Genomic DNA, 24,004 nt, shown 5'->3' with positions numbered 1-24,004 from the left:
CGTAACACTGACGGAATGTAAGCGTTTACCCACAACAGGTACTATCATGGCGACCATAAAGGATGTAGCCCGACTAGCAGGTGTATCAGTCGCCACCGTTTCTCGAGTGATTAATGATTCCCCTAAAGCCAGCGAAGCATCGCGCCTGGCTGTAACGAGTGCAATGGAATCACTCAGCTACCACCCCAACGCCAATGCGCGTGCGCTGGCACAACAATCCACAGAGACCATCGGTCTGGTAGTTGGTGATGTGTCCGATCCATTCTTTGGGGCAATGGTTAAAGCTGTCGAGCAGGTGGCCTATAACACCGGTAATTTTTTACTGATTGGCAACGGCTACCATAACGAACAGAAGGAACGACAGGCGATTGAACAGCTCATTCGGCACCGCTGCGCAGCCCTTGTTGTCCACGCAAAAATCATCCCGGATGCTGAGCTGGCATCACTAATGAAGCAAATCCCCGGCATGGTATTAATTAACCGAATTCTGCCAGGATTCGAACAACGCTGCGTTGCCCTTGATGACCGTTTCGGCGCATGGCTCGCGACCCGACACCTCATTCAACAGGGCCATACACGCATTGGCTATCTGTGCTCCAATCACACAATCTCAGATGCGGAAGATCGTCTGCAAGGCTATTACGACGCGCTGGCAGAGAGCAATATACCGGTCAGCGATCGCCTGGTAACGTTTGGTGAACCGGATGAAAGCGGCGGTGAACAGGCGATGACCGAGTTACTTGGTCGTGGCAAAAACTTCACTGCGGTAGCCTGCTACAACGACTCAATGGCGGCTGGTGCCATGGGCGTATTAAATGATAACGGCATTGATGTACCGGGAGAAATCTCGCTGATTGGTTTTGATGATGTGCTGGTTTCCCGCTACGTGCGCCCGCGTCTGACCACGGTGCGCTATCCGATCGTGACGATGGCAACCCAGGCTGCCGAACTGGCGCTCGCGCTGGCGGAGAAGCGCCCCGTGCCTGAAATTACCCACGTTTTTAACCCAACTCTGGTGCGTCGCCATTCCGTTTCGACGCTGACAGAGCCGGGGAATTCATCGTCAAACGATTAACCAGGATAGCGTTATGACTACGATGTTGGACGTTTCACGACACGCAGGCGTCTCAAAAGCGACCGTTTCGCGCGTACTGAATGGCACGGGTCAGGTAAAAGAGAGCACGCGCCAGAAAGTGTTTAAGGCCATGCAGGCACTTGATTATCGGCCTAATTTTTTAGCACGATCTTTGGCAAACCGCACCAGCAACAGCATTGGTCTGGTGGTTTCTACATTTGATGGATTCTACTTTGGCCGGCTGCTGCAACAGGCTTCACGCCAGACGGAATCTCACGGCAAGCAGTTGATCGTCACCGACGGACACGACACACCAGAGCGTGAGCAGGAAGCCGTGCAAATGCTGGCGGACAGACAGTGCGACGCCATTATTCTCTATACCCGCTATATGAGTGAAAAAGAGATAATGTCGCTGATGAACAGCATCGCTATGCCCTTGCTGGTCATCAACCGTGATGTCAGCCAGGCCCGCGATCGCGCGATTTTCTTTGAACAGGAAGACGCGGCCTATCAGGCGGTCAATTATCTTATCTCCCAGGGCCATAGCGATATTGCTTGTATCACTGTGCCAGGCCATACCCCGACCGGTAAATCCCGCCTGATGGGGTATCGTAAAGCGCTGGAAAAAAACGGTATTCCCTGGAATCCCGACAAGGTCAAATACGGCGATTCCACGATGACACGAGGCTATGAAGCCTGTCGTGAACTGCTGGAGGAAGGGGTGAAATTCAGCGCATTGTTCGCCTGTAACGATGACATGGCATTAGGCGCATCAAAAGCGTTACATCAGGCCGGGCTGAGGATCCCAACGGACGTCTCACTGTTTGGTTTTGATGATGCACCCAGCGCCAAATGGCTGGAGCCGGGGCTGTCTACCGTTTATCTGCCGATTGATACCATGATAACCACGGCAATCGACCAGGCTATCCGGCTGGCCAACGGTGAGAGCGTCGAGCCAATCCCACCGTTTACCGGCAAACTGGTACTACGTGACTCAGTAACGCTCGGGCCGTACTTTAAGTAATTAAATGCCGGATGGCGGCACAAGCGCCTTATCCGGCCAACAGGCCCCACAGTTAATTTCATAGGCCGGATAAGCGTAGCGCCATCCGGCATTTCACCACGCTGTAATCAGATTAATTCCAGCGCTAGCAGCTCATCAATGGTCTGGCGACGGCGAATCAGCCGCGCCACGCCGTTATCGAACAAAACCTCCGGCAGCAGAGGACGGCTATTGTAGTTTGACGACATAGACGCGCCGTACGCCCCGGTATCATGCAAGACCAGATAATCACCCGGCACCACCGCAGGCAACAGACGGGTTTCCACATTTCCGCCCTCCTGCTGGGTAAACACGTCGCCAGATTCGCACAGCGGCCCGGCCACCACGGTTTCCCGTTGCGGGGTGTGTTCCAGAGAGCGACCATCCCCAGCCAGCGCGGAGATATGGTGATAGCTGCCGTACATCGCCGGGCGCATCAGATCGTTGAAGCCCGCATCGATCAGTACAAAGTGACGGCTACCCATCTCTTTTACGCTGCGTACCTGTGCTACCAGCACGCCGGCTTCCGCGACCAGAAAACGACCCGGCTCTATCTCAAGCGCGACCGGGTGACCCAGGTATTTAGCAATCTGCTCACGCGCAGCGTTCCACAATCCAAAGTAGTGATCGGTATCGATCGCCTCTTCACCTTCGCGATACGGGATTGATAAACCGCCGCCCGCAGAGATCGCCTCCAGATCCTGATCAAATTCAATCACCTGACGCACCATCGCACCGCACACCTGCTCCAGATGCGCGTAGTCCACACCGGAGCCAATATGCATATGAATCCCCACCAGCTTCAGCTTGTAGCGCTGAATCACCTCCAGCGCCGCGGGAAGATCGCTATACCAGATCCCGTGCTTGCTGTTTTCGCCGCCGGTATTGGTTTTCTGACTGTGTCCATGCCCAAAGCCAGGGTTTACGCGTAGCCACACGCGATGGCCCGGCGAGACCTGACCCAGTTGTTCCAGCATATCCACCGACCCGGCATTTACCGGAATGCGCAATTCATGCACCCGCGCAAGCGTCGCTTCATCAATCATATCGGCGGTAAAGACTATTTCATCTTTCCCCGGTACAAAACCTGCCGCTAGTGCACGTTCAATTTCGCCAAGCGAGACGGAATCAACCTTTACGCCCTGCTCGCGCATCAGGCGCAAAATATGAATATTCGAACATGCCTTCTGGGCAAAACGCACCACGTCAAACTGACTCAGTTTGGCAATCTGGGCGCGTATAATCTGCGCATCATAGACCCACACCGGGCAGCCGAATTCGGCAGGCAGGCGCTGCAGGTTGTCGGCGGTCAGGTCAGTGTCTGTGTTGTTGAGTGGGCGCGGCATGGTGTGCTCCGGTATTGGCTTTTTTATGATTACGCCACAGCCCGAAAAGAATAAAAAATATCGTTTTATCGTGAGTCTATGCAAAAATGATATGGATTGGTTCATTCGAGGATTGCCCATGCCCGCCGTTAACCTGCGACACATCGAAATTTTTCACGCCATCATGACGGCAGGCAATCTGACGGAAGCCGCGCGCATGCTACATACCTCGCAGCCCACCGTCAGTCGGGAACTGGCCCGATTCGAGAAAGTACTGGGATTAACGCTGTTTGAACGCACGCGCGGCCGGCTGCACCCAACCGTGCAAGGGTTACGTCTGTTTGAAGAGGTGCAACGTTCGTGGTATGGCCTGGACAGAATTGTGAGCGCCGCCGAAAGCCTGCGCGAGTTCCGCCAGGGCGAATTGTCGATTGTTTGCCTGCCGGTATTCTCACAGTCCTTTTTACCGCCACTACTGCAGCCATTCCTCGCACGCTATCCGCAGGTCAATATTCAGATAGTGCCGCAGGAGTCACCGCTACTGGAAGAGTGGCTGTCAGCGCAGCGCCACGATCTGGGGTTAACGGAAACGCTGCATACGCCTGCCGGAACAAAACGCACCGAATTGCTGGCGCTGGATGAAGTGTGCGTGCTGCCCCAGGGGCATCCGCTGACTAAGAAAGCGGTGTTAACGCCGCAGGATTTTCAGGGGGAAAACTACATCAGCCTGTCACGGACCGACAGTTACCGTCAGCTACTGGATACCCTGTTTAATGAGCACCAGGTGAAGCGCCGTATGGTGATTGAAACCCATAGCGCCGCTTCAATTTGTGCAATGGTGCGGGCAGGCGTGGGGATCTCGGTGGTAAACCCACTGACCGCGCTGGATTACGCCAGTAGCGGGGTCGTCATCCGCCGCTTCAGTATTTCGGTACCCTTTACGGTCAGCCTGATTCACCCACTTCATCGCCCCGCCTCGGCGCTGGTTGATGCTTTTACGGCGCATCTGCAGGACCATCTACCAAGTCTTATTGACCCGCTGGAGGCTATTTTGCATCCACAACCGAAAGCATAAATGCCACCGCATCTTGCGCATGGATTGCCGCGGTGTCGAAAACCGGTAGTGGGCTTAGCTCGGCGGGAACCAGCAGACCAATCTCAGTACAGCCAAATATCACCCCTTGCGCCCCCTGTTTCGCCAGTTGGTCGATGACGCCCAGGTAATAATCGCGGGAAGCCTCGCTGAACTCACCGAGACACAGCTCATCGAAAATAATCTGGTTTATTTTCTGACGGTCATCAGCTTCAGGAATCAGCGTGCTAATGCCAAATTCAGTCTGTAAACGACCGCGGTAAAAATCCTGTTCCATGGTGTAGCGCGTACCCAGTAGCGCCACGTTGCTCATCTGCTGCTTTTGTATCGCCCGCCCCGTCGCGTCGGCAATATGCAGGAACGGCACATCACAGGCGCTTTCAATCGCCTCAGCAACTTTGTGCATGGTATTGGTACACAGCACAATCCCTTGCGCTCCGGCTTGCTGTAGCGCTGTGGCGGCCTGCGCGAGGATCTCACCGGCTCGCTGCCAGTCACCGCTTGACTGACAGACTTCAATCTCGTGAAAATCCACGCTGTGCAACAGAATCTGCGCAGAATGCAGGCCACCCAGACGCTGTTTTACCCCTTCATTAATGAGTCGATAATAAGGAATGGTAGATTCCCAGCTCATACCGCCTAACAGACCGATCGTTTTCATCATTTCCCCTGACTCGTTGTTGTCTCTCCAGTGAACCAAAGATGTGATCAACTTTCCACATCTGTTGGCGTGCATTTCTTTTTTTAATTTTCTGATATAGGTTTAATGAAACATTGTTTTAATTAATTACAGGAAGGCCGGATGTTTATTTTTCATAAAGAGACCACGCTTGACGATCTGGGCAATGGCGTTACCCGGCGCATTCTTGCTCACGACGGTAACATGATGGCGGTTGAGGTGAACTTCGAGCAAGGCGCGATAGGCCCGATGCACAATCATCCGCACGAGCAGCTGACTTACGTGTTGTCCGGTGAGTTTGAATTTACCATCGGCGAAGAAAAGCATGTCGTTAGGGCGGGCGATACCCTGTATAAACAACCCAACATTATGCATGGCTGCGTCTGTTTAAAACCGGGAACGCTGCTGGATACCTTTACGCCCATACGCGAAGATTTTCTACACGGGTAATTTCGTTGTTCTCAAGCCGTGCTACTGACCGGCTTGAGAACACGCTAAAATGCGTACTCAGTTCCCTAAAAATGAATACGTTACAATGTGGGGCATTTTCCTTCGATACCAATTCGCATAAGCATTAATCACCCGATGCGTCTCGCCATGTGGGCGATTACAGTCACGTTATCTTAATTAACGGTGACGGATCGCCATGACAAAAATGACAACATCCACTCCACATGACGCAGTCTTCAAACAGTTCTTGTACCATCCTGATACCGCAAGAGATTTTCTGGATATCTATCTTCCATCAACCTTGCGGGAGCTATGTGATCTGCAAACACTAAAACTGGAATCAGGCAGTTTTATTGAGGATAGCCTGCGAGCCAGCTACTCCGACGTACTGTGGTCATTAAAAACAAATGAAGGCGATGGGTATATCTATGTTGTTATCGAGCATCAGAGTTCGCCAGACGCTCACATGGCATTTCGGCTAATGCGCTATGCAATGGCCGCAATGCAACGCCATCTGGATGCTGGCCATAAAACATTACCTTTGGTGATACCGATGCTGTTTTATCATGGCGCACTCAGCCCCTACCCCTTTTCACTCTGCTGGCTGGATGAGTTTGACGACCCCATAGTGGCACGACAGCTATACTCAGCAACATTTCCGCTGGTAGATATCACCGTAATACCCGATGACGAAATTATGCAACATCGCCGTATAGCACTGCTGGAATTGATGCAAAAACATATCCGCAAGCGTGATTTAATGGGATTAGTGGAACAACTGGTCTCGTTGCTGGCTACGGGATACGCTAATGACAGCCAGCTCAAAACGCTATTTAATTACATGATGCAGTTTGGAAATACGCCTCACGTAGATAAATTTATCCGTGAAGTCGCTCAGCGGGTACCACAGCAAAAGGAAAGTCTGATGACTATTGCGGAAGTGTTGCAACAAGAAGCCAAACAACAAGAAGCGTTACGCATTGCCCAGATGATGTTAGCGAATGGTATTAGCCATGAAATTATACTAAAGATAACCGGGCTGTCTGCTAAGGATCTCCTCGCAAGGCAGGCGGCTCCACACTGAAATAAGTAGTAATGAGAGCCCGATAATCAGTTGTTCTATCGGGCTCCCTGCTCACTTACACGCCAATATCTCTTAACTTCTCACCTGCCATCAGCTTACGTTCGATATGCTCAAGCGTGACGTTTTTGGTTTCTGGAATCAGCCAGAACGTAATACCGATAAACACGACGTTCAGCGCAGTATATAGCCAGAACGTGCCGGCGGCGCCAATGCTATCGAGCAGCGTCAGGAACGTTGCGCCAATGATCATGTTCGACACCCAGTTGGTGGTGGTGGAGCAGGTAATACCAAAATCACGGCATTTCAGCGGTTGAATTTCCGAACACAGGATCCACACCACCGGCGCGGCGCTCATCGCATAGCCTGCAATACACATCATCGTCATGCCAACTGACAGCCAGGATAGTCCACTGGAAGCCGTGCCGTTATCAAACTGCATCAGGCAATATCCGAGCACCAGCGTCCCGATGGCCATTACGCTGAACCCAATTTTCAACGCCGGTTTACGTCCTGCTTTGTCGACCGTGAAGACGGCAATAAAGGTAGCGAACATAAACGTTAAGCCAACCACCAGCGTGGCAATCATCTGCTGCTCTGTGGTGGTAAAACCCGCCATTTTGAAAATGCGCGGCGCGTAATACATGATGATGTTCATCCCGGTGAACTGCTGCATCGCCTGCAGTAACATCCCAAGAAAAACTGCGCGGCGCACGTTACGGTTAATTTTAAACAGCGCCCAACCACCCTGCTTCAGCTTCAAGCTTTCACGGATTTCGTTCAGCTCATCGCGGGCCTTTTCTGACGTATCGCGCAGCATGCGCAATACTTCTTCAGCTTCAATGTGGCGACCTTTTTCCGCCAGCCAGCGCGGGCTGTTGGGCAGGAACACAACCAGAATAATCAGCAATACAGCCGGAAGCGCCAGCACGCCCAGCATAGCGCGCCAGTTACCGCTGTAGCTGAACGCGGTATCAGACAAAAAGGCCAGAACGATGCCCAACGTCACCATCAGTTGATACATGCTGATCATCTTGCCACGCACGTTTTCGCTGGCCATTTCGGAGAGATAGAGCGGTGCGGTGTAAGAGGCGATCCCCACCGCAACGCCCAGTACCACGCGGGCAAAAATGAGCATTTCTACGCTGGAGGCAAACGCCGAGCCCAGAGATCCGACGACGAAAAGGATCGCCCCCGCCATCAGACTGTATTTACGTCCCAGACGGAATGACAGCCAACCGTTAAACAGCGCACCAATTGCCGCGCCCAGCATCATGCTGCTGACCACCCACTCCTGCAGGCGGCTGGTCAACACAAAGTGATCGGTGATGAAAGGCAACGCCCCGGCAATCACGCCAATGTCCAGGCCGAATAACAACCCTGCGACAGCCGCAGAGATAGAAACAAACATATTCATACGTCGCGTATCGCGCACTGAGCGCGGCGCTAAAGCAGCATCATTATTTATTGAGACCATTTTTTCCTGCCAGATACAGAGTAACCATGCCATTGAAAGTAAGGGATCCCTTGCAGGAAGCGTCAGGCGGGAAACGGCAAAAACATGGATTAAATAGCTACACCACATCGTTATGTGATGGATATTCCAATTTTAAAATTTACCGACAATCACTCAATTAAATTTAAATTATTGATATTAAAGAATATTAAAAACAATAAATTGATACGTATGAAATTTAATATGGAATAATTTATAACCACAATATGGATTTTAATGATTCAAAAGTAAAAAAAACCCTGCCATTTAGCAGGGTTTGTTGGCTCTGGAAAGCAATTAACGCGCCAGCCAGCCGCCGTCTACCGCAACGGTATAGCCGTTGATATAGTCAGATGCGCTGGACGCCAGGAACACGACAGGCCCCATCAGGTCGCTCGGCAGACCCCAACGCCCCGCCGGAATACGATCGAGGATTTCTGCACTACGCTGCTCATCAGCACGCAGCTGTTGAGTGTTATTCGTCGCCATGTAACCCGGTGCAATCGCGTTGACGTTGATGTTATGTTTTGCCCACTCGTTCGCCATCAGACGGGTAACACCCATTACGCCGCTTTTAGACGCGGTGTAAGACGGCACGCGGATCCCGCCCTGGAAGGAAAGCATAGAGGCGATGTTGATAATTTTACCGCCGTTACCCTGGGCGATAAAGTGCTTCGCCGCGGCCTGAGACATAAAGAACACGCTCTTAATGTTCAGGTTCATCACGTCATCCCAGTCTTTTTCGCTGAAGTCGATCGCATCGTCACGACGGATAAGACCCGCGTTGTTGACCAGAATATCGATATGGCCGAATTCTGCCACTGCGCGCTCCAGCAGCGCCGGAATACCGTCGATTTGACGCAGATCGGCGGTCAGGCTTAAAAAACGGCGGCCCAGTGCGGTCACACGTTCGATGGTTTCTGTCGGTTCAACAATGTTGATACCGACGATATCGCAGCCCGCTTCCGCCAGGCCCAGCGCCATACCCTGACCCAGACCGGTGTCACAACCGGTCACAACGGCGACTTTACCTTCAAGAGAGAATGCATTCAAAATCATTGTAAATCCTTAATTTTTATAATGCCCGCCGCAGCAGGCACGGCTGTCGCCCGCAACTAGCGCAGATCTTTTACTGCAACATGGTCCATATCATCAAAGACCTGGTTTTCGCCTACCATGCCCCAAATGAACGTATACGCTTTTGTGCCGACACCGGAGTGAATAGACCAGCTTGGAGAAATCACCGCCTGCTCGTTGTGCATCACAATATGACGCGTTTCCTGAGGCTGCCCCATCATGTGGAAGACGCAGGTATCTTCTTCCATATTGAAGTAGAAATAGACTTCCATACGACGTTCATGGGTATGACACGGCATGGTGTTCCACAGGTTACCCGGTGCCAGTTCAGTCAGACCCATGCTCAACTGGCAGGTTTCCAGAACATCCGGCACAAAGTATTTGTTGATGGTACGACGGTTACTGGTGAGGTTATCGCCCAGCGTCACTGGCGCAACGTCTGCAGGCGTGACTTTCTTAGTTGGGTAAGTCGTGTGGGCCGGCGCGCAGTTGTAGTAGAACTTCGCCGGTTTTGTCGTATCAATACTGGCGAATACCACCTCTTTTGCCCCTTTTCCGACGTACAGCGCGTCGCGATGACCAATTTCATAGCACTGACCGTCAACGGTAATCGTGCCCGGGCCGCCGATATTGATCACACCCAGCTCACGACGTTCGAGGAAATAGGTTACGCCCAGCTGTTTGCCGACTTCGCCACCCACAGAGACGGTTTTGGCCACTGGCATAATGCCGCCAACAATGATGCGGTCGATGTGGCTGTAGACCATGGTGTATTCATCTGCGACAAACACTTCTTCGACCAAAAACTCATTACGCAGCCCCTGAGTGTCCAGGGTTTTCGCATGCGCACTATGGATGCTTTGTCTTACGTCCACATTTACCTCCAGTGATAAATTGACCGTGAATGCTTAAACGAATAGCAAAACGCTGTTCCGTTTTATCTTATGCACTCATGATATTCCTCCCTGAATGTGTTTTCAATTATAAATAAAACGATGTTTCACTTTTTTCGCATCTTATTATCAAAAGTGTAAGTGCGATCACGCTAGCGCGTATGAATAGCGAAATGGACCTTAATAAAATGATTGAATAACAATACGATAAATTTATTTATTCATTAGGGGCGGGGATAAAAAATGGAAAATTCAGCCGAGATGATCAGTCGAAAAGACACCTTTTCTAACAAAGTGCGCAGTTAATCACATGAAATGAAACAATGTTTTGATAAGTTAACTGTGTTTAGAGTGTATGTTTCTGTAACTGGCCTTGCCCTCCTGCTGGAGGGCTTTTTTACAGGTGCAGGGAAAACACGTAGAAAGGCGTTTAAGACGGTAAATGTAAGATCGTTAATCTCGTTCGATAGCGAGCGCCACACCCTGACCACCACCGATACACAGCGTTGCCAGGCCCTTATGCGCCCGACGCTTCACCATTTCATGCACCAGCGAAACCAGAATTCGGCAGCCAGATGCGCCAATCGGGTGACCGAGCGCAATGGCTCCGCCGTTAACATTCACCCGCCGTTCATCCCACTCCAGCATTTTCCCAACGGATAATGCCTGCGCGGCGAAGGCCTCATTAGCTTCGATAAGATCAACATCAGCCAGTTGCCAGCCCACACGCTCAAGGCAGCGGCGCGTCGCATACACTGGCGCAATCCCCATGAGCGCAGGGTCGACCCCGACGCTGGCAAAGGCGCGAATACGGGCCAGTACAGGTAAGTTCAACTCTTGCGCCTTGGCCTCGCTCATCATCATCACCGCAGCGGCGCCGTCATTGATAGATGACGCGTTACCTGCCGTTACCGAACCGAGCCTGTCAAAGGTAGGATCCAGACGCGCCAGCCCTTCGGCGCTGGCATCGGTACGCGGCTGCTCGTCGGTATCCACCACCAATGATTGCCCATTACGCTGTGTTACCACCGGCACGATTTCATCTTTAAAGCGTCCAGCATCAATTGCCATCCGCGCTTTGTGCTGCGAGTGCAGCGCGTAGGCATCCTGTAATTCGCGGCTAATGCCGTATTCTCGCGCCAGGTTTTCCGCGGTAACGCCCATGTGATAATCGTTGAATGCATCCCACAGACCGTCATGTACCAGGCTGTCGACCAGTTGGCTGTTCCCCAGCTGTGCGCCGGTGCGGCTATCGGTAAGGACATGTGGGGCACGGCTCATATTCTCTTGCCCGCCCGCAATCACAATGTCGGCTTCGCCGCACTGGATAGCCTGGGTCGCCAGATGCAGCGCTTTCAGGCCCGAACCGCAGACATCGTTAATGGTGATGGCGGAAACGGTATTGGGTAGCCCACCATTGATGGCAGACTGACGCGCCGGATTCTGCCCGGCACCTGCGGTAAGCACCTGACCGAGGATCACTTCATCCACAGCATGAACGTCCACGCCCGTGCGTTCCAGTAACGCCCTGACCACCATGCTGCCTAATTCAACGGCAGAGTGGCGCGCCAGCGTCCCCTGGAAGCAGCCAATCGGTGTCCGTAACGCCCCGACTATCACAACCTCTTTCATCACCACCTCAGCGCAAAATAACACCGCAATAGTAGATGATTGTTAAAAAGAGTTATCAAGGTTGTTTAAAAACGGTGATTTTTATCACAAAGGAAATTCGTATCATTTATTGGTCATCTGAACGCCACTCTGCTGTAAATGGTCGCGCAGCCAACTTCCCGCCACGCCAGGCGGTGATTTCTTATTCCACAACAGATCGATAGAGATAGCCTTTGGCCAGCCGGGCAGCTTTAATTGAACCAATGGTTTTTCTGCCGCAAACTCCTCCACCAGCGCACACGGGAGCGCGCACCAGCCGAATCCCTGAACAGCCATACTTAGCAATAACAGGTAGTTAGGAGCCGACCAGACGGGACCGCGCGCCACGTTAGTCCCGCTTTCCAGATAGGTATTCAAACGCAGCTCGCGCCAGGTGTGTAGCTGCTCCCACTGCAGTTTTTCTTGAGCCGCCAACGGATGCGATGCCGCCACGTATAATCCCATCCAGGTTTGCATCGGCAGACGCGTAACGCCCATGTCGGTCGGGTAATCCTCCCGCGCTTCGATCAACCCCACCTGAGCACGTCCTTTTTGCAGCAGATCGATCACGTCCTCGTCTTCGCCAATCAGACATTCAAACTCGGTATGGGGAAACTTGCGATCAAACTGCACCATCAACTCTTCCAGCACATCCGGATGCAGCGTGTCTGACAACACGAAGGTCAGACGCGCTTCCGTTTCACCCGACAGCGAAATCGCCGCTTCATCCAGACGATCGCTGGCCGTCAGAATCGCCTGCACATAACCCAGCACCCGCTTACCTTCTTCGGTCAGCGTTGGCTGGCGTGATGAACGGTCAAACAGCGCAAAACCAAGGTCGGCTTCCAGATGCGCAATGGCCGTACTGATAGTGGACTGGCTTTTACGCAGCCGACGAGCCGCAGCAGAAAATGAGCCGCAGGAAACGGTCTCTACAAATGCCGTTAACGCTTCAGGAGAGTAACGCATGAACTATCTACTTTATCGATGGATACTATCTTTTAGATATCACATTAAACGATAAAATTGCCACCATTCCGTTATCCGGGCATCAAAGAAGGTTTTAGGTTATGCAACACGATACAGTCCAACGTCGCTCGTTAATGGAGCGCATTTTTCATGCCGTCTGCTTTGAAGGCATTGCCACCGCTGTTCTCGCACCAACCACCGCATGGTTGATGCAGCGCTCGGTGCTGGAAATGGGCGGACTGACAATTCTTCTCGCCACTACAGCGATGATCTGGAATATCATTTATAACGCCCTGTTTGACCGTCTGTGGCCGTCGCACCTGGTAAAACGTACGGCGAAAGTGCGAGCATTTCACGCCTTAGGTTTTGAAAGCGGTTTTATTGTGATCGGGGTGAGCATCGTGTCGTATGTGCTGAACGTCAGCCTGCTTCAGGCATTCACGCTGGAAATAGGTTTCTTCCTGTTCTTCCTGCCGTATACCATGTTCTATAACTGGGCTTATGACACGTTACGCGAGCGTGTTATGAAGCGCCGCCAGCAGCGCGTTACTGCCTGATTATTCAAACAATAGTCGGAATTTTCTCGGTTCCGGCTATTCATCCATTCACCAGCCCGCTTGTTCACATCTCCCCCAGCCCCTGCCATTTGTGGTAAATTGCGCTTCTTTTTGTTTATTTTATAGTTGATACGTTCAAATAATGTCGAAATTTTGGTCAAAAGAAGAGACTCTCTGGAGCTTCGCACTATATGGGACTGCCGTCGGCGCAGGAACCCTCTTCCTCCCCATACAGCTGGGTTCTGCAGGTGCGGTGGTACTGTTTATCACTGCTCTCGTCGCCTGGCCTTTAACCTACTGGCCGCACAAGGCGCTATGCCAGTTTATCCTGTCTTCAAAAACGTCGGCTGGTGAAGGGATTACTGGCGCGGTTACACACTACTACGGCAAGAAGATTGGCAGCCTGATCACCACCCTCTATTTTATTGCCTTCTTTGTGGTGGTGCTGATCTACGCCGTGGCGATAACCAACTCACTCACTGAACAGCTGGCAAAACATATCACTATCGACCTGCGGATCCGCATGCTGGTCAGTCTGGGCGTGGTACTGGTACTGAATTTAATTTTTCTGATGGGTCGACAAGCCACCATCCGGGTCATGGGCTTTTTGGTATTCCCGCTCATCGCGTACTTTTTGTTCCTTTCGCTCTACCTGACCGGAAGCTGGCAGCCAACGCTACTCACCGGCCAGATGTCTGTCGATCAGCACACGCTTCATCAGGTTTGGATATCTATTCCCGTGATGGTTTTCGCTTTTAGCCATACGCCAATTATCTCTACGTTCGCCATCGACAGAAGAGAGAAATACGGCGAGCAGGCCATGGGTAAATGCAAAAAAATCATGAAGGTAGCCTACGTTATCATCTGCCTGAGCGTACTGTTTTTCGTCTTCAGCTGTTTGCTTTCGATTCCGACAAACTATATCGAGGATGCAAAAAATGAAGGTGTGACCATTCTTTCCGCGCTGTCGATGATGCCTAACGCACCGGCATGGCTGTCGATTTCCGGGATCATCGTTGCCGTCGTAGCGATGTCAAAATCGTTCCTTGGCACCTACTTTGGCGTGATTGAAGGGGCTACGGAGGTAGTAAAAACATCGTTGCATCAGGTGGGTGTGAAGAAAAGCCGGGCCTTTAACCGCGCTCTGTCCATTATGTTGGTCTCAAGCATCACGTTTATCATCTGCTGCATCAATCCTAATGCTATTTCAATGATTTACGCGATTAGTGGGCCGCTGATTGCCATGATTTTGTTTATCATGCCGACATTGTCTACCTATCTGATCCCGGCGCTGAAGCCATACCGTTCAGTGGGTAACCTGATCACCCTGATTGTCGGTCTGCTGTGCGTATCTGTGATGTTTTTTGGCTAGAACGTGTTGCTTAACGGCTCATTCCATCACGTGGATGAGCCGTTAAACTGGCTTATTTGATGTACGAATCCAGTACTTTCAGAATCACATCCAAATCTTCTTCGCGCTTAATTTCATCGCCCTGATGCACAATGTGCTCGGTCAGATGACCTTTAATCACTTCGCGCATTAATCCATTTACCGCCCCGCGGATCGCCGCTATTTGCTGCAATACCGCCGCGCATTCATGCGGTTCATCCAGCATGGTTTTCAACGCCGCTACCTGCCCCTGAATCTTGCTGGTTCGGGCTTTCAGCTTTTGTTTGTCGCGGATCGTATGTGACATAACTTTACCTTTTTAACGTCTGGCTATAGGGACAATACCATCGACATTCTACTGGGGGGTAGTATTTGATACTGGGGGGGAGTAGAATCAGGCGAAATTAAACAACTAAGAATCATTCTCATGGGTGAGTTTTCTACGCTTCTTCAGCAAGGCAACGCCTGGTTTTTCATTCCCAGCGCGATTCTATTAGGTGTGTTGCACGGTCTGGAACCAGGGCATTCCAAGACGATGATGGCGGCCTTTATTATTGCTATTAAGGGGACCATCAAACAGGCGGTGATGCTGGGGCTGGCAGCAACGCTGTCGCATACCGCCGTAGTATGGCTGATTGCGCTCGGTGGGATGTATATCAGCAAAGCGTTTACCGCCCAGGCCGTTGAGCCCTGGCTGCAATTTGTCTCGGCGATAATTATTCTCGGGACCGCATTCTGGATGTTCTGGCGAACCTGGCAGGGAGAGCAGAACTGGCTGGCCCAGACGCATCACGACCACGATCACGGGCATCACCACCACCATGATCATGACGACCATCACCATCACCATCATCATGACCACGACCACGATCATAACCATGCCGCGTTAGCAGGGCTGAGCGAGGGTTCGAAAGAGTATCAGGATGCCCACGAACGGGCGCATGCCACCGATATTCAGCGCCGCTTTGCGGGCAAAGAGGTCACCAACGGCCAAATATTACTGTTCGGTCTGACCGGTGGGCTGATCCCGTGCCCAGCTGCCATTACGGTGCTGCTGATATGCATCCAGCTCAAAGCCTTCACGCTGGGCGCCACCATGGTGCTGTGCTTCAGCCTCGGGCTGGCGCTGACACTGGTAACGGTGGGCGTGGGTGCGGCAATCAGCGTGCAGCAGGCGGCCAAGCGTTGGAGCGGATTTAACACACTGGCACGCAAAGCGCCCTATTTTTCCAGCGTGCTCATTGCAATGGTCGGCTTATATATGGGGATTCACGGCTATATGGGGATCGTCGGTTAATATATGGGAGCGCAGCAGCGATAGCCGCTGCGCGGAAAACCAAACTAGCTTGCGACATTCCCCCACACCAGTTGGCCTTTGTGGAAGGTCGCAGTGCGTGGGGAGATTCGCGCGACCGCTTCCGCTGAGCATGAGGCATCTACCAGCACAAAGCTGGCTTCATCCTGCGCTTTCGGCCAGACGCGCTCACCTTTATCGTTAAGCGGCAGCACATCACCGGTAGCGAGGAACAGCGCCCGCGACAGATTAAGTTCATTCGGGCGAATATAGAGCTGCGCGTACAGATTCGCCTTCTCCAGCATGTCTCCCAGCCCGTACGGCGACCAGTGGTCAATCACGCTGTCGGTTCCGGTAATCACTTCCACACCTTTGTCACGCAGCTGCTTGAGCGGCATGTGCATCGTGCCAATCGGCACCGTCGAGGCAATGGTAATCTGCTGCGCCGCCATGCGGGTTGCGAGTTCATCCACCTGCTGTTCGTTCAGCGTAGACAGCGCAAACGCGTGGCTGATGGTCAGTTTGCCCTTTAACTGCGGCGTTTTCTCCACCGTTTCTACCATGTAATTCACCGCCGCCACGCCCGCCGGACTGGTTTCATGCAGATGGATATCCACGCCTTTGTTGTAATCGAGCGCAATCTGGAACATGGTGTCGAGGGATTTTTCCATCGCCCCATCCACGCTGGTTGGGTCCAGACCGCCGACATAATGCGCTCCCGCCTGCATCGCTTCACGCATTAGCGGTTCAGATTTTGATAACAGCAGACCATGCTGTGGAAATGCCACAATTTCACAGGCAAAACCCCGCTGGCGACGCGCCAGCACCGCCTGCAGGTTCTCCAGGTTTTTCAGTCCGGAAACCGGTTCTATGTTGCAGTGGCTGCGGGCAATCGAGGTACCTTTTGATTGCAGCAGATCGATCAGCTTTTCCGCGCGCTCCTGGGTGTAAGGCTGGAGTTCAGGCAGCAGCTTTTGTTCCAGGCGGATCATATCCTGAATGGTGGTGCCCGCCGGACGGTTCAGCGAACGCCAGGGACCGCCGTAAAAGGTTTTATCCAGATGGATATGCATGTCGCGCATGGCTGGCAGCATCAGCTTTCCACCCGCATCGTAGTGCGGCAGCGTCGCATCCGGATGCTGCTTATTCTCGCGCAGCGCAACTATTTTCCCGTCCTGGATTTCAACGGTTTGCAGCGCGGTTCGGGTGTGCACCACCACTGAGTTTTCGTAATCAAACCCCGCTTCCAGCAGGACGTTATCCAGGTAATAGTGCTTATCGTTAATCGTCATTGTGCTCTTCGACCCGCAGGTGTTCCCGACAGGATTAGCAGCATACGCGACTGGGGCGACTGCGCCAAACAGCGCGGCAGCAGTGACCATTTTTCCGCTCTGGCTTAAAAAATCACGGCGGCTGTTACTTTCCTTCATTCGCATCTCCTCTCAGGAATGGACAATATGGGTGCCCGTTTCGCCGCGCAGTGCGGCGGGCAGGCATTCCGGCGTGGTGATGATCACTCGTTTACCGCCACGCTCCAGAAACGCCAGGCTGGCAACAATCTTGGGTAACATGCTGCCCGGCGGGAAATGTCCCTCCTGCATGTAACGGGTCATCGTGGCGACATCCACCGTATCCAGCGCCTGCTGGTTAGGTTTGCCAAAATGAATACAGACCTGCTCGACGCCGGTGGTGATCACCAGAATGTCGGCGCGGATCTCCTGTGCCAGCAACGCCGTGGAGAGATCTTTATCAATCACCGCATCCACGCTCTGGTAATCCCCCTGATTGCTACGCACCACCGGGATGCCACCACCGCCCGCACCAATCACCACGAACCCCTGCTGAGTCAGCGTTTTGATCGCCTCTGCTTCAACAATACGTTTTGGTTCAGGGGAAGCCACAACCCGGCGATAGCCGCGTCCCGAATCCTCAACAAAGCGCCAGCCTGGATTGACCCGCAGCAACTCATCGCGCTGCGCTGCGCTAAAGAACGCCCCGATAGGCTTGGTCGGATTAGCGAAGCCCGGATCGTTTTTGTCGACCTCCACCTGCGTGACCACCGTGACTGCCTTCTGCTCGCCGCGCCGCGCCAGACGGTTGTTCAGCGCCTGTTGGATCAAATAGCCGATGCCCCCCTGCGTATCGGCGACGCAGTTTGCCAGCGGGGTAAGCGGCAACCCTTCACGCTCATGCGCGATTTCCGCACGTCGGAGATCCAGCCCCACCTGCGGCCCGTTACCGTGCGTCAGCACAATGTTGTAGTCCGATGCCAACATCTCCAGCACCGTATCCGCCACCGCCTTCACCGCTTCAGCCTGGTGCTCAATCGACTGGCTGGCGTTATCTTTGATAATGCTGTTGCCGCCAATGGCAACGACCACAAGTTCTTTCATAGTGTTATCTTCCGCTTACAGGCGATTCAGGTCGTTTTCGTCGGTTCCTGCTCAGGCGCAGTCACCGCTTCACGGCTATCAAGAACATGCTTGAGGACAAACATGCCGCTCATCATCAGGTAGGCCACAACAAACATCATCGAGCTGCCCTCAGCAAAGCCAACTGCCGGGGAGTGGATCACGCCAAACAGCGATAACAGTGCCCCAAAGGCTGCGGCAATCGCCCCGCGCAGCGGCTTATTCATAATGGCGAAGATAGCGACGCAGCCCCACAGCATGCTGGCCAGCGGCGCGCCGCTTCCCAGATGCACCAGTCCGTCGTAATAGACACCTTTGCTGTGCAGTAAGTCGCTACCCAGTTTCCCCGCGGATGTTCCGGCGGCGCCCATCACGCTGTTAACGATGGTCAATGCCCAGTTAGCGATCCACGGGAACAGGCAGATGAAGATAACGGGAACCTCGACTTTGGGCGTTTCTCGCACCACCTGGTTGGCGGTCACCACGCCGATAAACACCAGAATCGGCACTATCGCAGTCATCGGAATAATGGCGAGCATAAACGCGCCCAGGCCAAACAGCGGTACCAGGAACATGGTGATGCCTGAAGCGAGGGTATAGCCGATACTCGCGCCCATCGCTTTCCAGCCCGCATGCCCAACATACACGGTCACCGGGAACGGGTTGCCCAGCATGCAGCCGAGCATGGAGGCAAAGCCGTTCGCCATCATCACCTTACGGGTGTTGTACTCATCCCCCGCCGCGTGCGCACTTTCAATGTTCTCAAGGTCGAAAATGTAGTTCGCCAGACCCAGAGGAACCGCAGAAGCCAGATACGGCAGTGCATGCGGCAAACCTTGCAAGAAGCTGTCGACATGAATTTCCGGCGGGTTGAAGCCAAAGGAAGACATCGACGCTTTAATGGCTTCCGGGCTTTGTAAACCGGAGATCCACGCCAGGGCCGTACCGGCAATCAGCAGCAGCAAGCCGGTAGGAATGCGGGCAAAAATCGGCTTCTTACCGAACCAGTTAATGAAGATCAGCAACAGGACGATGAAAGAGACGGTCGGCGCTTCGAATGCCTGCAGCATCGGGTTCATCGCCAGCAGCAACAGTCCCAGGCCGGACAGACAAGAAAGCAGTACCGTACGTGGAATCATCTTGCGGATGGTCTCGCCCAGGAAGGAGCCGCCGACCAGGATCAACGCTTCGACAAAGCACCACACCAAGGCTATCTGGATAGCAAAGTTGGCATCTTTGGTTTGCTGATAAACCGGCATCAGTACCAGGAAGGTTACGGTAAAGATTGACGGTGCGCTCGGTCCGGACGGCAGCGCCGTCACGTCTTTACGCCCGGTGTGTTTTGCCATCTGCAGGCCAAACCAGGCGTAGCAGACGCTGGCCACCAGCACCGCCAGACCAAAGGCAGGCGCAATGCGACCATAGACAATTTCGGTAGGGATCCCGACGACAAAAATGAGCAGCCCCATCATTGTCAGCAGGTTAGTCAGGTTGTTGGTCATCAGCCCAAAGTAAGCTGCCCAGTCACCACGTTTCCATTCTAGTTTTATGCTGTTCATGGAATATCCTTAACAGGTTAAGCATCGTTTGCGATCGCGGAGATCGCCCAGCCCTGCAGGTAAGCAACGTTTTTCGCTTCGCTACTGTGGGGCTAACCGCGTTAGCCCCGATTGTTGTTATTGGCTGTAGCGGTCGCGCCAGTTGAGGATCGCCTTTTCAAAACAGGCGAACGGCGGGTGGACTATTCCGGCGCCGATCATGCCGATCCCCGCGTCTTTGTGCGCAATGGCGGTGTTAATCACCGGCAGAATGCCGGTGCTGCCCACGCGCGTAATATCGATAGCAGTCGGTACGCCCATAAAACCCAGCAGCGGAATGGTGACGTTGGGGTTTTCGCCGAGAGTGATTTCACGCATCTGGCGCGAGAAATCAACGGCCTCTTCGACCGTACCACCCACCAGTGCCACGATGGCCGGTGCCGTCGCCATGGCGAAACCGCCAATGCCGTAGGTTTCGGTGATCGCGCTATCGCCAATATCACGTCCGGAATCTTCCGGCTTGTAGCCTGCAAACATCGGGCCAATCACCTGCTGCGCCGGACCGGTAAACCACTGACCCGGTAAGCCGCTGATGCGCAGACCGAACTCAACACCGTTTCGCGCCATCGTCGTCACCACGGTGCTGTATTCAATGCCGTGGGCGGCGTCCATTGCGGCTTTACACATCGCCATCCAGGTCGGCCCGGAGAAGTAATCGCTGCTGAGGACGAACTCGAACACCTCACGCTGCTGCTCAACCGGATAACCGGTCTGAATAATCCACGGCGTCAGCGCCTGAATCAGCAGCGCCGTCCCGGCGTTGTTACGGTTATGGCACTCATCGCCCATGTGTAGCGCCTGCGCCAACATCAGGCGCAGATCGATTTCGCCCGCCAGCTTCATGGCGTCGCGCAGCATCGGTCCCAGCACATCACGCATCCAGTTCAGACGATCAATAACGCTCTGATCGTTCGCGCCCATACGCAGGATCTTCGCCATCTGCTCGCTCATATTGGTATATGCGCGGTTGCCGTAGGTTTTGTTCTCAACGATGTGCATAAACATCGACGCAGAGGTCACACCCGCCATCGAGCCAACGCAGTCATGCTCGTGACATGGTGAGAAGATAATTTCACCCGAGGCGGCCAGTTCGGCAGCTTCATCCAGATCTTTCGCCAGTCCTTCAAACACCAGCGCCCCGGTGACCGCGCCCTTCATTGCACCGCACATTTTTTCCCAGCGGATCGGCGGCCCGGCATGCAGGATGGTGTTGCGGGTCATCCCCGGTACGACATTGATTGCCTGGTCATAGCCAATCAGCACCGGATGCGACTGAATAATACGTTCCAGCGCCTGCTGGTTAGCGGCAGCGATTTTGTCTGCCAGCGGCGAATCGGCAATCTCGTCCAGTGCAGCAACCACCTGCATGTTGCCCTGACCCGGCGGCGTCCAGTCGAGCTGGGTCACTGGAACATTCTGCTTTTTCAGGTCATCGCTGAACATCGCGATACCGACGTTAATCACGTTCAGTGGCTGGTTAAACAGTGTCTGGCTCATCAGGCTTCCTCCCCTTTACAGATAAATTCACGCGCCAGCAATCCGGTGTTGGTGCTACTGCTCGCCCAGATAACGCCCGCATCAGTCAGCATCTGACATTGTTTTTCCAGCGACGGCGTATCAAGATCGGTCCCCAGCACATAGCCGAGGATCTCAAGCGGACGACCGTCTGCGGCGGCGATCGCTTTGGCTTCAACGATCGCGTCGAGCATCACGCCAACCGGATCTTCATGCGATCCAAAACCAAGGACGAAGTCCATCACGATCACGCCGACTTCAGGATCGCGCGCTTCCTGCAACAGACGACTAATGCGGTTGGTGGGATCGATCATCGGGTGCGGTTTACCGTTGGTAAAATCGTCATCACCGAAATCGAGGAAGGTATGCGCCACGCTGCGGTTGAGATCTTGCAGGCGGAACGCCGGGTCCGGATGAATGTTGCTGTAAACTTCGGCATGTTTTTCCATGGCAGCAAACATCGCCTCATCGCACAACGTGCCACCGCAGAACAAGCCACGGATGTACTTTTGTTGCGGGGTCAGACGGGCGCGAACCTCTTCAATCAGCGGCCAGTTGAGCGGATGCAGATCCAGGCTCTCTTTTTTCACGCCGGTAAGTAGTACAGCTTTCAACGCCGCCTCTTTAGTACCGCGGGCAAACTGCAGGCCTTTTTCATCCGCAGGCGCGGCTTCACGTCCGAGGAAACACACCACCACGGGCTTATGACAGGCGCGCGCACGTTCCAGCACCTTGCGCGCCACCGCTGGCGCAGGAGGTTTGGAGATAAGCGCGATGATCTCAGTTTGCGGATCGGCCTCCAGCATGCCAATCGCGTCAAGCATCATCAGGCCGCCAATCTTCTCACTCAGATCGCGTCCACCGGTGCCAATCAGCTGGGAAATTCCGCCGCCAAACTCGTGAATGCGTACGCTCAGCTCCTGGCTACCGGTACCGGACGCACCAATAATTCCGATGTTGCCGCGACGCACTGCGTTGCCAAAACACAGCGCCGCGCCGTTAATGATGGCGGTTCCGCAGTCTGGCCCCATCATCAACAGCCCTTTTTCGTGCGCCAGTTGCTTAAGCGTCAGCTCGTCTTCAAGAGAGACGTTGTCAGAGAACAACATCACGTTGAGGTTATTTTGCAGCGCCTGACGCGCTTCACGCGCGGCAAACAGGCCATTGACCGAGATCACCGCCAGGTTGCTGTCGGGAACGTGCTTCTTCGCGCTGGCCAGCGTGGCATAGCGCGCTTCGTGCTGGCCACCCTGCTCTTTATGCGTAAACAGATCGTCAATCGCCACCAGCGTTTGCGCGTTTGCTTCGTCGCTCGCGCCTTTAATGACAATCATCAGATCGCCACTCTTCGCCTCTTCCAGCTCAGGCGTGAGCAGGCCGAGATTCTTCAGCACGCCCTTATTCATTTCTGTCGCCATAGCCACGAACGCCTGCTCAACACCATCGAGCTTATTTGCGCGCGTGGAGATAGACATCAGTGAGACAGAATCAAAATACGTGTTCTTTTTAACAACTATCCTGATCGACATAATTCCCTCCGGACCTGTGGCTCAGGGCGCAGGCATCTGCCATGCCATACAGCATGTCGCAGCCAGAACTTGAGCCAATATTTTTAATGTCAGTAATATATTGTGTAGAAACGGGTTGTTGCTCAGTAATAAATTGGTTCAGCAGCCGTCCAATGCTTTCCCGATAACGCTGATGAAAAGCTTCCTCTAATGTTATTTTGCTGAGTAGCGTCGTATTATTTCCGGCACATTGTAAAGCTGCTAAAAAATCTTCACGATATTTCCTCAGCGGATGCCCGGGAATAAATAGAATAGTGCTTAGGCCCACTAAATAATCATCCGATGAGGGCGTCAGACCAATCCCCAGACCAATTAAATGGCTGACCGCTGTAGAGATATTTTCTCCTGTACGCAACGCCGTCAGTAATGTTTGTCGGCGGTTGTGTAATTGACGGGTGATTTCCTGAAAAAACGGATTGTCACCCTGATACAGAAATAATGTGTCGTCGCTTCTTAGCTGTTGGCGGATAACCTCATCCCAATGCTGCCAGCCGACTGCGGCAAGACTTGCTGCATCAGATGTCCACCGTGGTATTCGCCACAGCAGGCAACCGGCGGTTTCTATCCATTTATCATTGCCAACAACTATTCCCGACCCGCTAAAATTGACCAGCTCACCGGGGTGAAACAGGTCGTCACAATGCGTCAGCGCCAGCCGACAGCTGTTAGGTGCGTTATCACAATCTTCACTCAGTAACGTCAGCAGCCGCTGCTGTTCAGGTATCAACAGGTTTACCGCGTGGGAAAAAACCTGTTCAACCCGCCCCGTTCCCCGGAAAGTGAGAAACGCGCTGTCTGCGGTTAGCGCCCGTACGCATCGCCGTGATGGCGTAGCGATAATG

General features: G+C 53.3%; 22 protein-coding genes. 8 read left to right on the top strand and 14 right to left on the bottom strand.

From position 1 onward, the window contains the following. The first annotated feature begins 46 nt into the window (after positions 1–46). The gene (gene galR / locus OGV71_RS24040) at positions 47–1,075 is read left to right on the top strand and encodes an HTH-type transcriptional regulator GalR (protein WP_003033945.1); all 1,029 of its coding nucleotides are present in this window, start codon (positions 47–49) and stop codon (positions 1,073–1,075) included. 13 nt (positions 1,076–1,088) lie between these two features. Further along, positions 1,089–2,099, top strand: coding sequence for a LacI family DNA-binding transcriptional regulator (locus tag OGV71_RS24035; RefSeq protein ID WP_003846454.1), 1,011 nt, complete (start codon positions 1,089–1,091; stop codon positions 2,097–2,099). Positions 2,100–2,206: 107 nt separating this feature from the next. Here OGV71_RS24035 and lysA read toward each other — a convergent pair whose 3' ends face one another. Next, positions 2,207–3,463 (bottom strand): diaminopimelate decarboxylase, encoded by a 1,257-nt coding sequence (gene lysA, locus OGV71_RS24030; protein ID WP_204583299.1) that lies wholly within the window; start codon positions 3,461–3,463, stop codon positions 2,207–2,209. Positions 3,464–3,581: 118 nt separating this feature from the next. Here lysA and OGV71_RS24025 point away from each other — a divergent pair, with 118 nt between their 5' ends. Beyond that, positions 3,582–4,517 (top strand): LysR family transcriptional regulator, encoded by a 936-nt coding sequence (locus OGV71_RS24025; RefSeq protein ID WP_003033937.1) that lies wholly within the window; start codon positions 3,582–3,584, stop codon positions 4,515–4,517. Here OGV71_RS24025 and OGV71_RS24020 read toward each other — a convergent pair. Beyond that, positions 4,489–5,196, bottom strand: coding sequence for an aspartate/glutamate racemase (locus OGV71_RS24020; RefSeq protein WP_032937454.1), 708 nt, complete (start codon positions 5,194–5,196; stop codon positions 4,489–4,491). The two genes, OGV71_RS24025 and OGV71_RS24020, sit on opposite strands and share 29 nt — an antisense overlap. 141 nt (positions 5,197–5,337) lie before the next feature. Here OGV71_RS24020 and OGV71_RS24015 point away from each other — a divergent pair, with 141 nt between their 5' ends. Continuing rightward, a complete protein-coding gene (locus OGV71_RS24015) occupies positions 5,338–5,664 on the top strand; it encodes a cupin domain-containing protein (protein WP_003033932.1) in 327 nt (108 codons plus the stop codon). 196 nt (positions 5,665–5,860) lie between these two features. Beyond that, a complete protein-coding gene (locus OGV71_RS24010) occupies positions 5,861–6,748 on the top strand; it encodes an Rpn family recombination-promoting nuclease/putative transposase (protein WP_003033929.1) in 888 nt (295 codons plus the stop codon). Positions 6,749–6,803: 55 nt separating this feature from the next. On the opposite strand, the gene araE is transcribed toward OGV71_RS24010, so the two are convergent. From araE to OGV71_RS23985, 5 genes are all read right to left on the bottom strand, one after another. Beyond that, positions 6,804–8,222: an arabinose-proton symporter AraE gene (gene araE, locus OGV71_RS24005; protein ID WP_003840970.1), complete on the bottom strand. Its 1,419-nt coding sequence runs from the start codon at positions 8,220–8,222 to the stop codon at positions 6,804–6,806. Positions 8,223–8,537: 315 nt separating this feature from the next. Then, complete coding sequence (kduD, locus tag OGV71_RS24000) at positions 8,538–9,299, bottom strand: 2-dehydro-3-deoxy-D-gluconate 5-dehydrogenase KduD (protein ID WP_003033923.1); 762 nt, start codon at positions 9,297–9,299, stop codon at positions 8,538–8,540. Positions 9,300–9,355: 56 nt separating this feature from the next. Next, the gene (gene kduI, locus OGV71_RS23995) at positions 9,356–10,192 is read right to left on the bottom strand and encodes a 5-dehydro-4-deoxy-D-glucuronate isomerase (RefSeq protein WP_003840972.1); all 837 of its coding nucleotides are present in this window, start codon (positions 10,190–10,192) and stop codon (positions 9,356–9,358) included. A 471-nt stretch (positions 10,193–10,663) separates the two neighbouring features. Then, complete coding sequence (locus OGV71_RS23990; protein ID WP_003033912.1) at positions 10,664–11,842, bottom strand: acetyl-CoA C-acetyltransferase; 1,179 nt, start codon at positions 11,840–11,842, stop codon at positions 10,664–10,666. Positions 11,843–11,944: 102 nt separating this feature from the next. Then, positions 11,945–12,829, bottom strand: a complete 885-nt coding sequence (locus OGV71_RS23985) for a LysR family transcriptional regulator (protein WP_071697464.1) — start codon at positions 12,827–12,829, stop codon at positions 11,945–11,947. 101 nt (positions 12,830–12,930) lie between these two features. Between OGV71_RS23985 and OGV71_RS23980 the strand changes: the two genes are divergently transcribed. Then, positions 12,931–13,386, top strand: coding sequence for a multidrug/biocide efflux PACE transporter (locus OGV71_RS23980; protein WP_071697465.1), 456 nt, complete (start codon positions 12,931–12,933; stop codon positions 13,384–13,386). Positions 13,387–13,528: 142 nt separating this feature from the next. Beyond that, complete coding sequence (locus OGV71_RS23975) at positions 13,529–14,758, top strand: amino acid permease (RefSeq protein WP_003033903.1); 1,230 nt, start codon at positions 13,529–13,531, stop codon at positions 14,756–14,758. A 52-nt stretch (positions 14,759–14,810) separates the two neighbouring features. On the opposite strand, the gene rcnR is transcribed toward OGV71_RS23975, so the two are convergent. Further along, positions 14,811–15,083, bottom strand: coding sequence for a Ni(II)/Co(II)-binding transcriptional repressor RcnR (rcnR, locus tag OGV71_RS23970; protein WP_003033900.1), 273 nt, complete (start codon positions 15,081–15,083; stop codon positions 14,811–14,813). 120 nt (positions 15,084–15,203) lie between these two features. Here rcnR and OGV71_RS23965 point away from each other — a divergent pair, with 120 nt between their 5' ends. Next, positions 15,204–16,073: a nickel/cobalt efflux protein RcnA gene (locus OGV71_RS23965; protein WP_286534112.1), complete on the top strand. Its 870-nt coding sequence runs from the start codon at positions 15,204–15,206 to the stop codon at positions 16,071–16,073. Positions 16,074–16,117: 44 nt separating this feature from the next. On the opposite strand, the gene OGV71_RS23960 is transcribed toward OGV71_RS23965, so the two are convergent. From OGV71_RS23960 to OGV71_RS23935, 6 genes are all read right to left on the bottom strand, one after another. Next, on the bottom strand, positions 16,118–17,500 hold the full coding sequence (locus OGV71_RS23960; protein WP_204583298.1) for an amidohydrolase family protein: 1,383 nt from the start codon (positions 17,498–17,500) through the stop codon (positions 16,118–16,120). 12 nt (positions 17,501–17,512) lie between these two features. Further along, the gene (locus OGV71_RS23955; protein ID WP_048217187.1) at positions 17,513–18,463 is read right to left on the bottom strand and encodes a carbamate kinase family protein; all 951 of its coding nucleotides are present in this window, start codon (positions 18,461–18,463) and stop codon (positions 17,513–17,515) included. Between the two features lie 26 nt (positions 18,464–18,489). Continuing rightward, on the bottom strand, positions 18,490–20,040 hold the full coding sequence (locus OGV71_RS23950; protein ID WP_003840986.1) for a hypothetical protein: 1,551 nt from the start codon (positions 20,038–20,040) through the stop codon (positions 18,490–18,492). 117 nt (positions 20,041–20,157) lie between these two features. Then, positions 20,158–21,576 carry a YlbE family protein gene (locus tag OGV71_RS23945; RefSeq protein ID WP_204583297.1) on the bottom strand — a complete coding sequence of 473 codons (1,419 nt, stop codon included), beginning with the start codon at positions 21,574–21,576 and terminating at the stop codon, positions 20,158–20,160. Then, entirely contained in the window at positions 21,576–23,123 is a 1,548-nt protein-coding gene (fdrA, locus tag OGV71_RS23940; protein WP_003033884.1) for an acyl-CoA synthetase FdrA, read from the bottom strand. The genes OGV71_RS23945 and fdrA overlap by 1 nt, the downstream gene beginning before the upstream one ends. Next, on the bottom strand, positions 23,101–24,000 hold the full coding sequence (locus tag OGV71_RS23935; RefSeq protein WP_502873633.1) for an oxamate carbamoyltransferase subunit AllH family protein: 900 nt from the start codon (positions 23,998–24,000) through the stop codon (positions 23,101–23,103). Before OGV71_RS23935 ends, fdrA begins: the two co-directional genes overlap by 23 nt. Positions 24,001–24,004: the final 4 nt, after the last annotated feature.

Source organism: Citrobacter sp. Cf088, assembly GCF_030334295.1.
Classification (GTDB): domain Bacteria; phylum Pseudomonadota; class Gammaproteobacteria; order Enterobacterales; family Enterobacteriaceae; genus Citrobacter; species Citrobacter freundii.
Note: the sequence above shows the minus strand (reverse complement) of the source record. Positions and strands in the feature narration are given on the sequence as shown.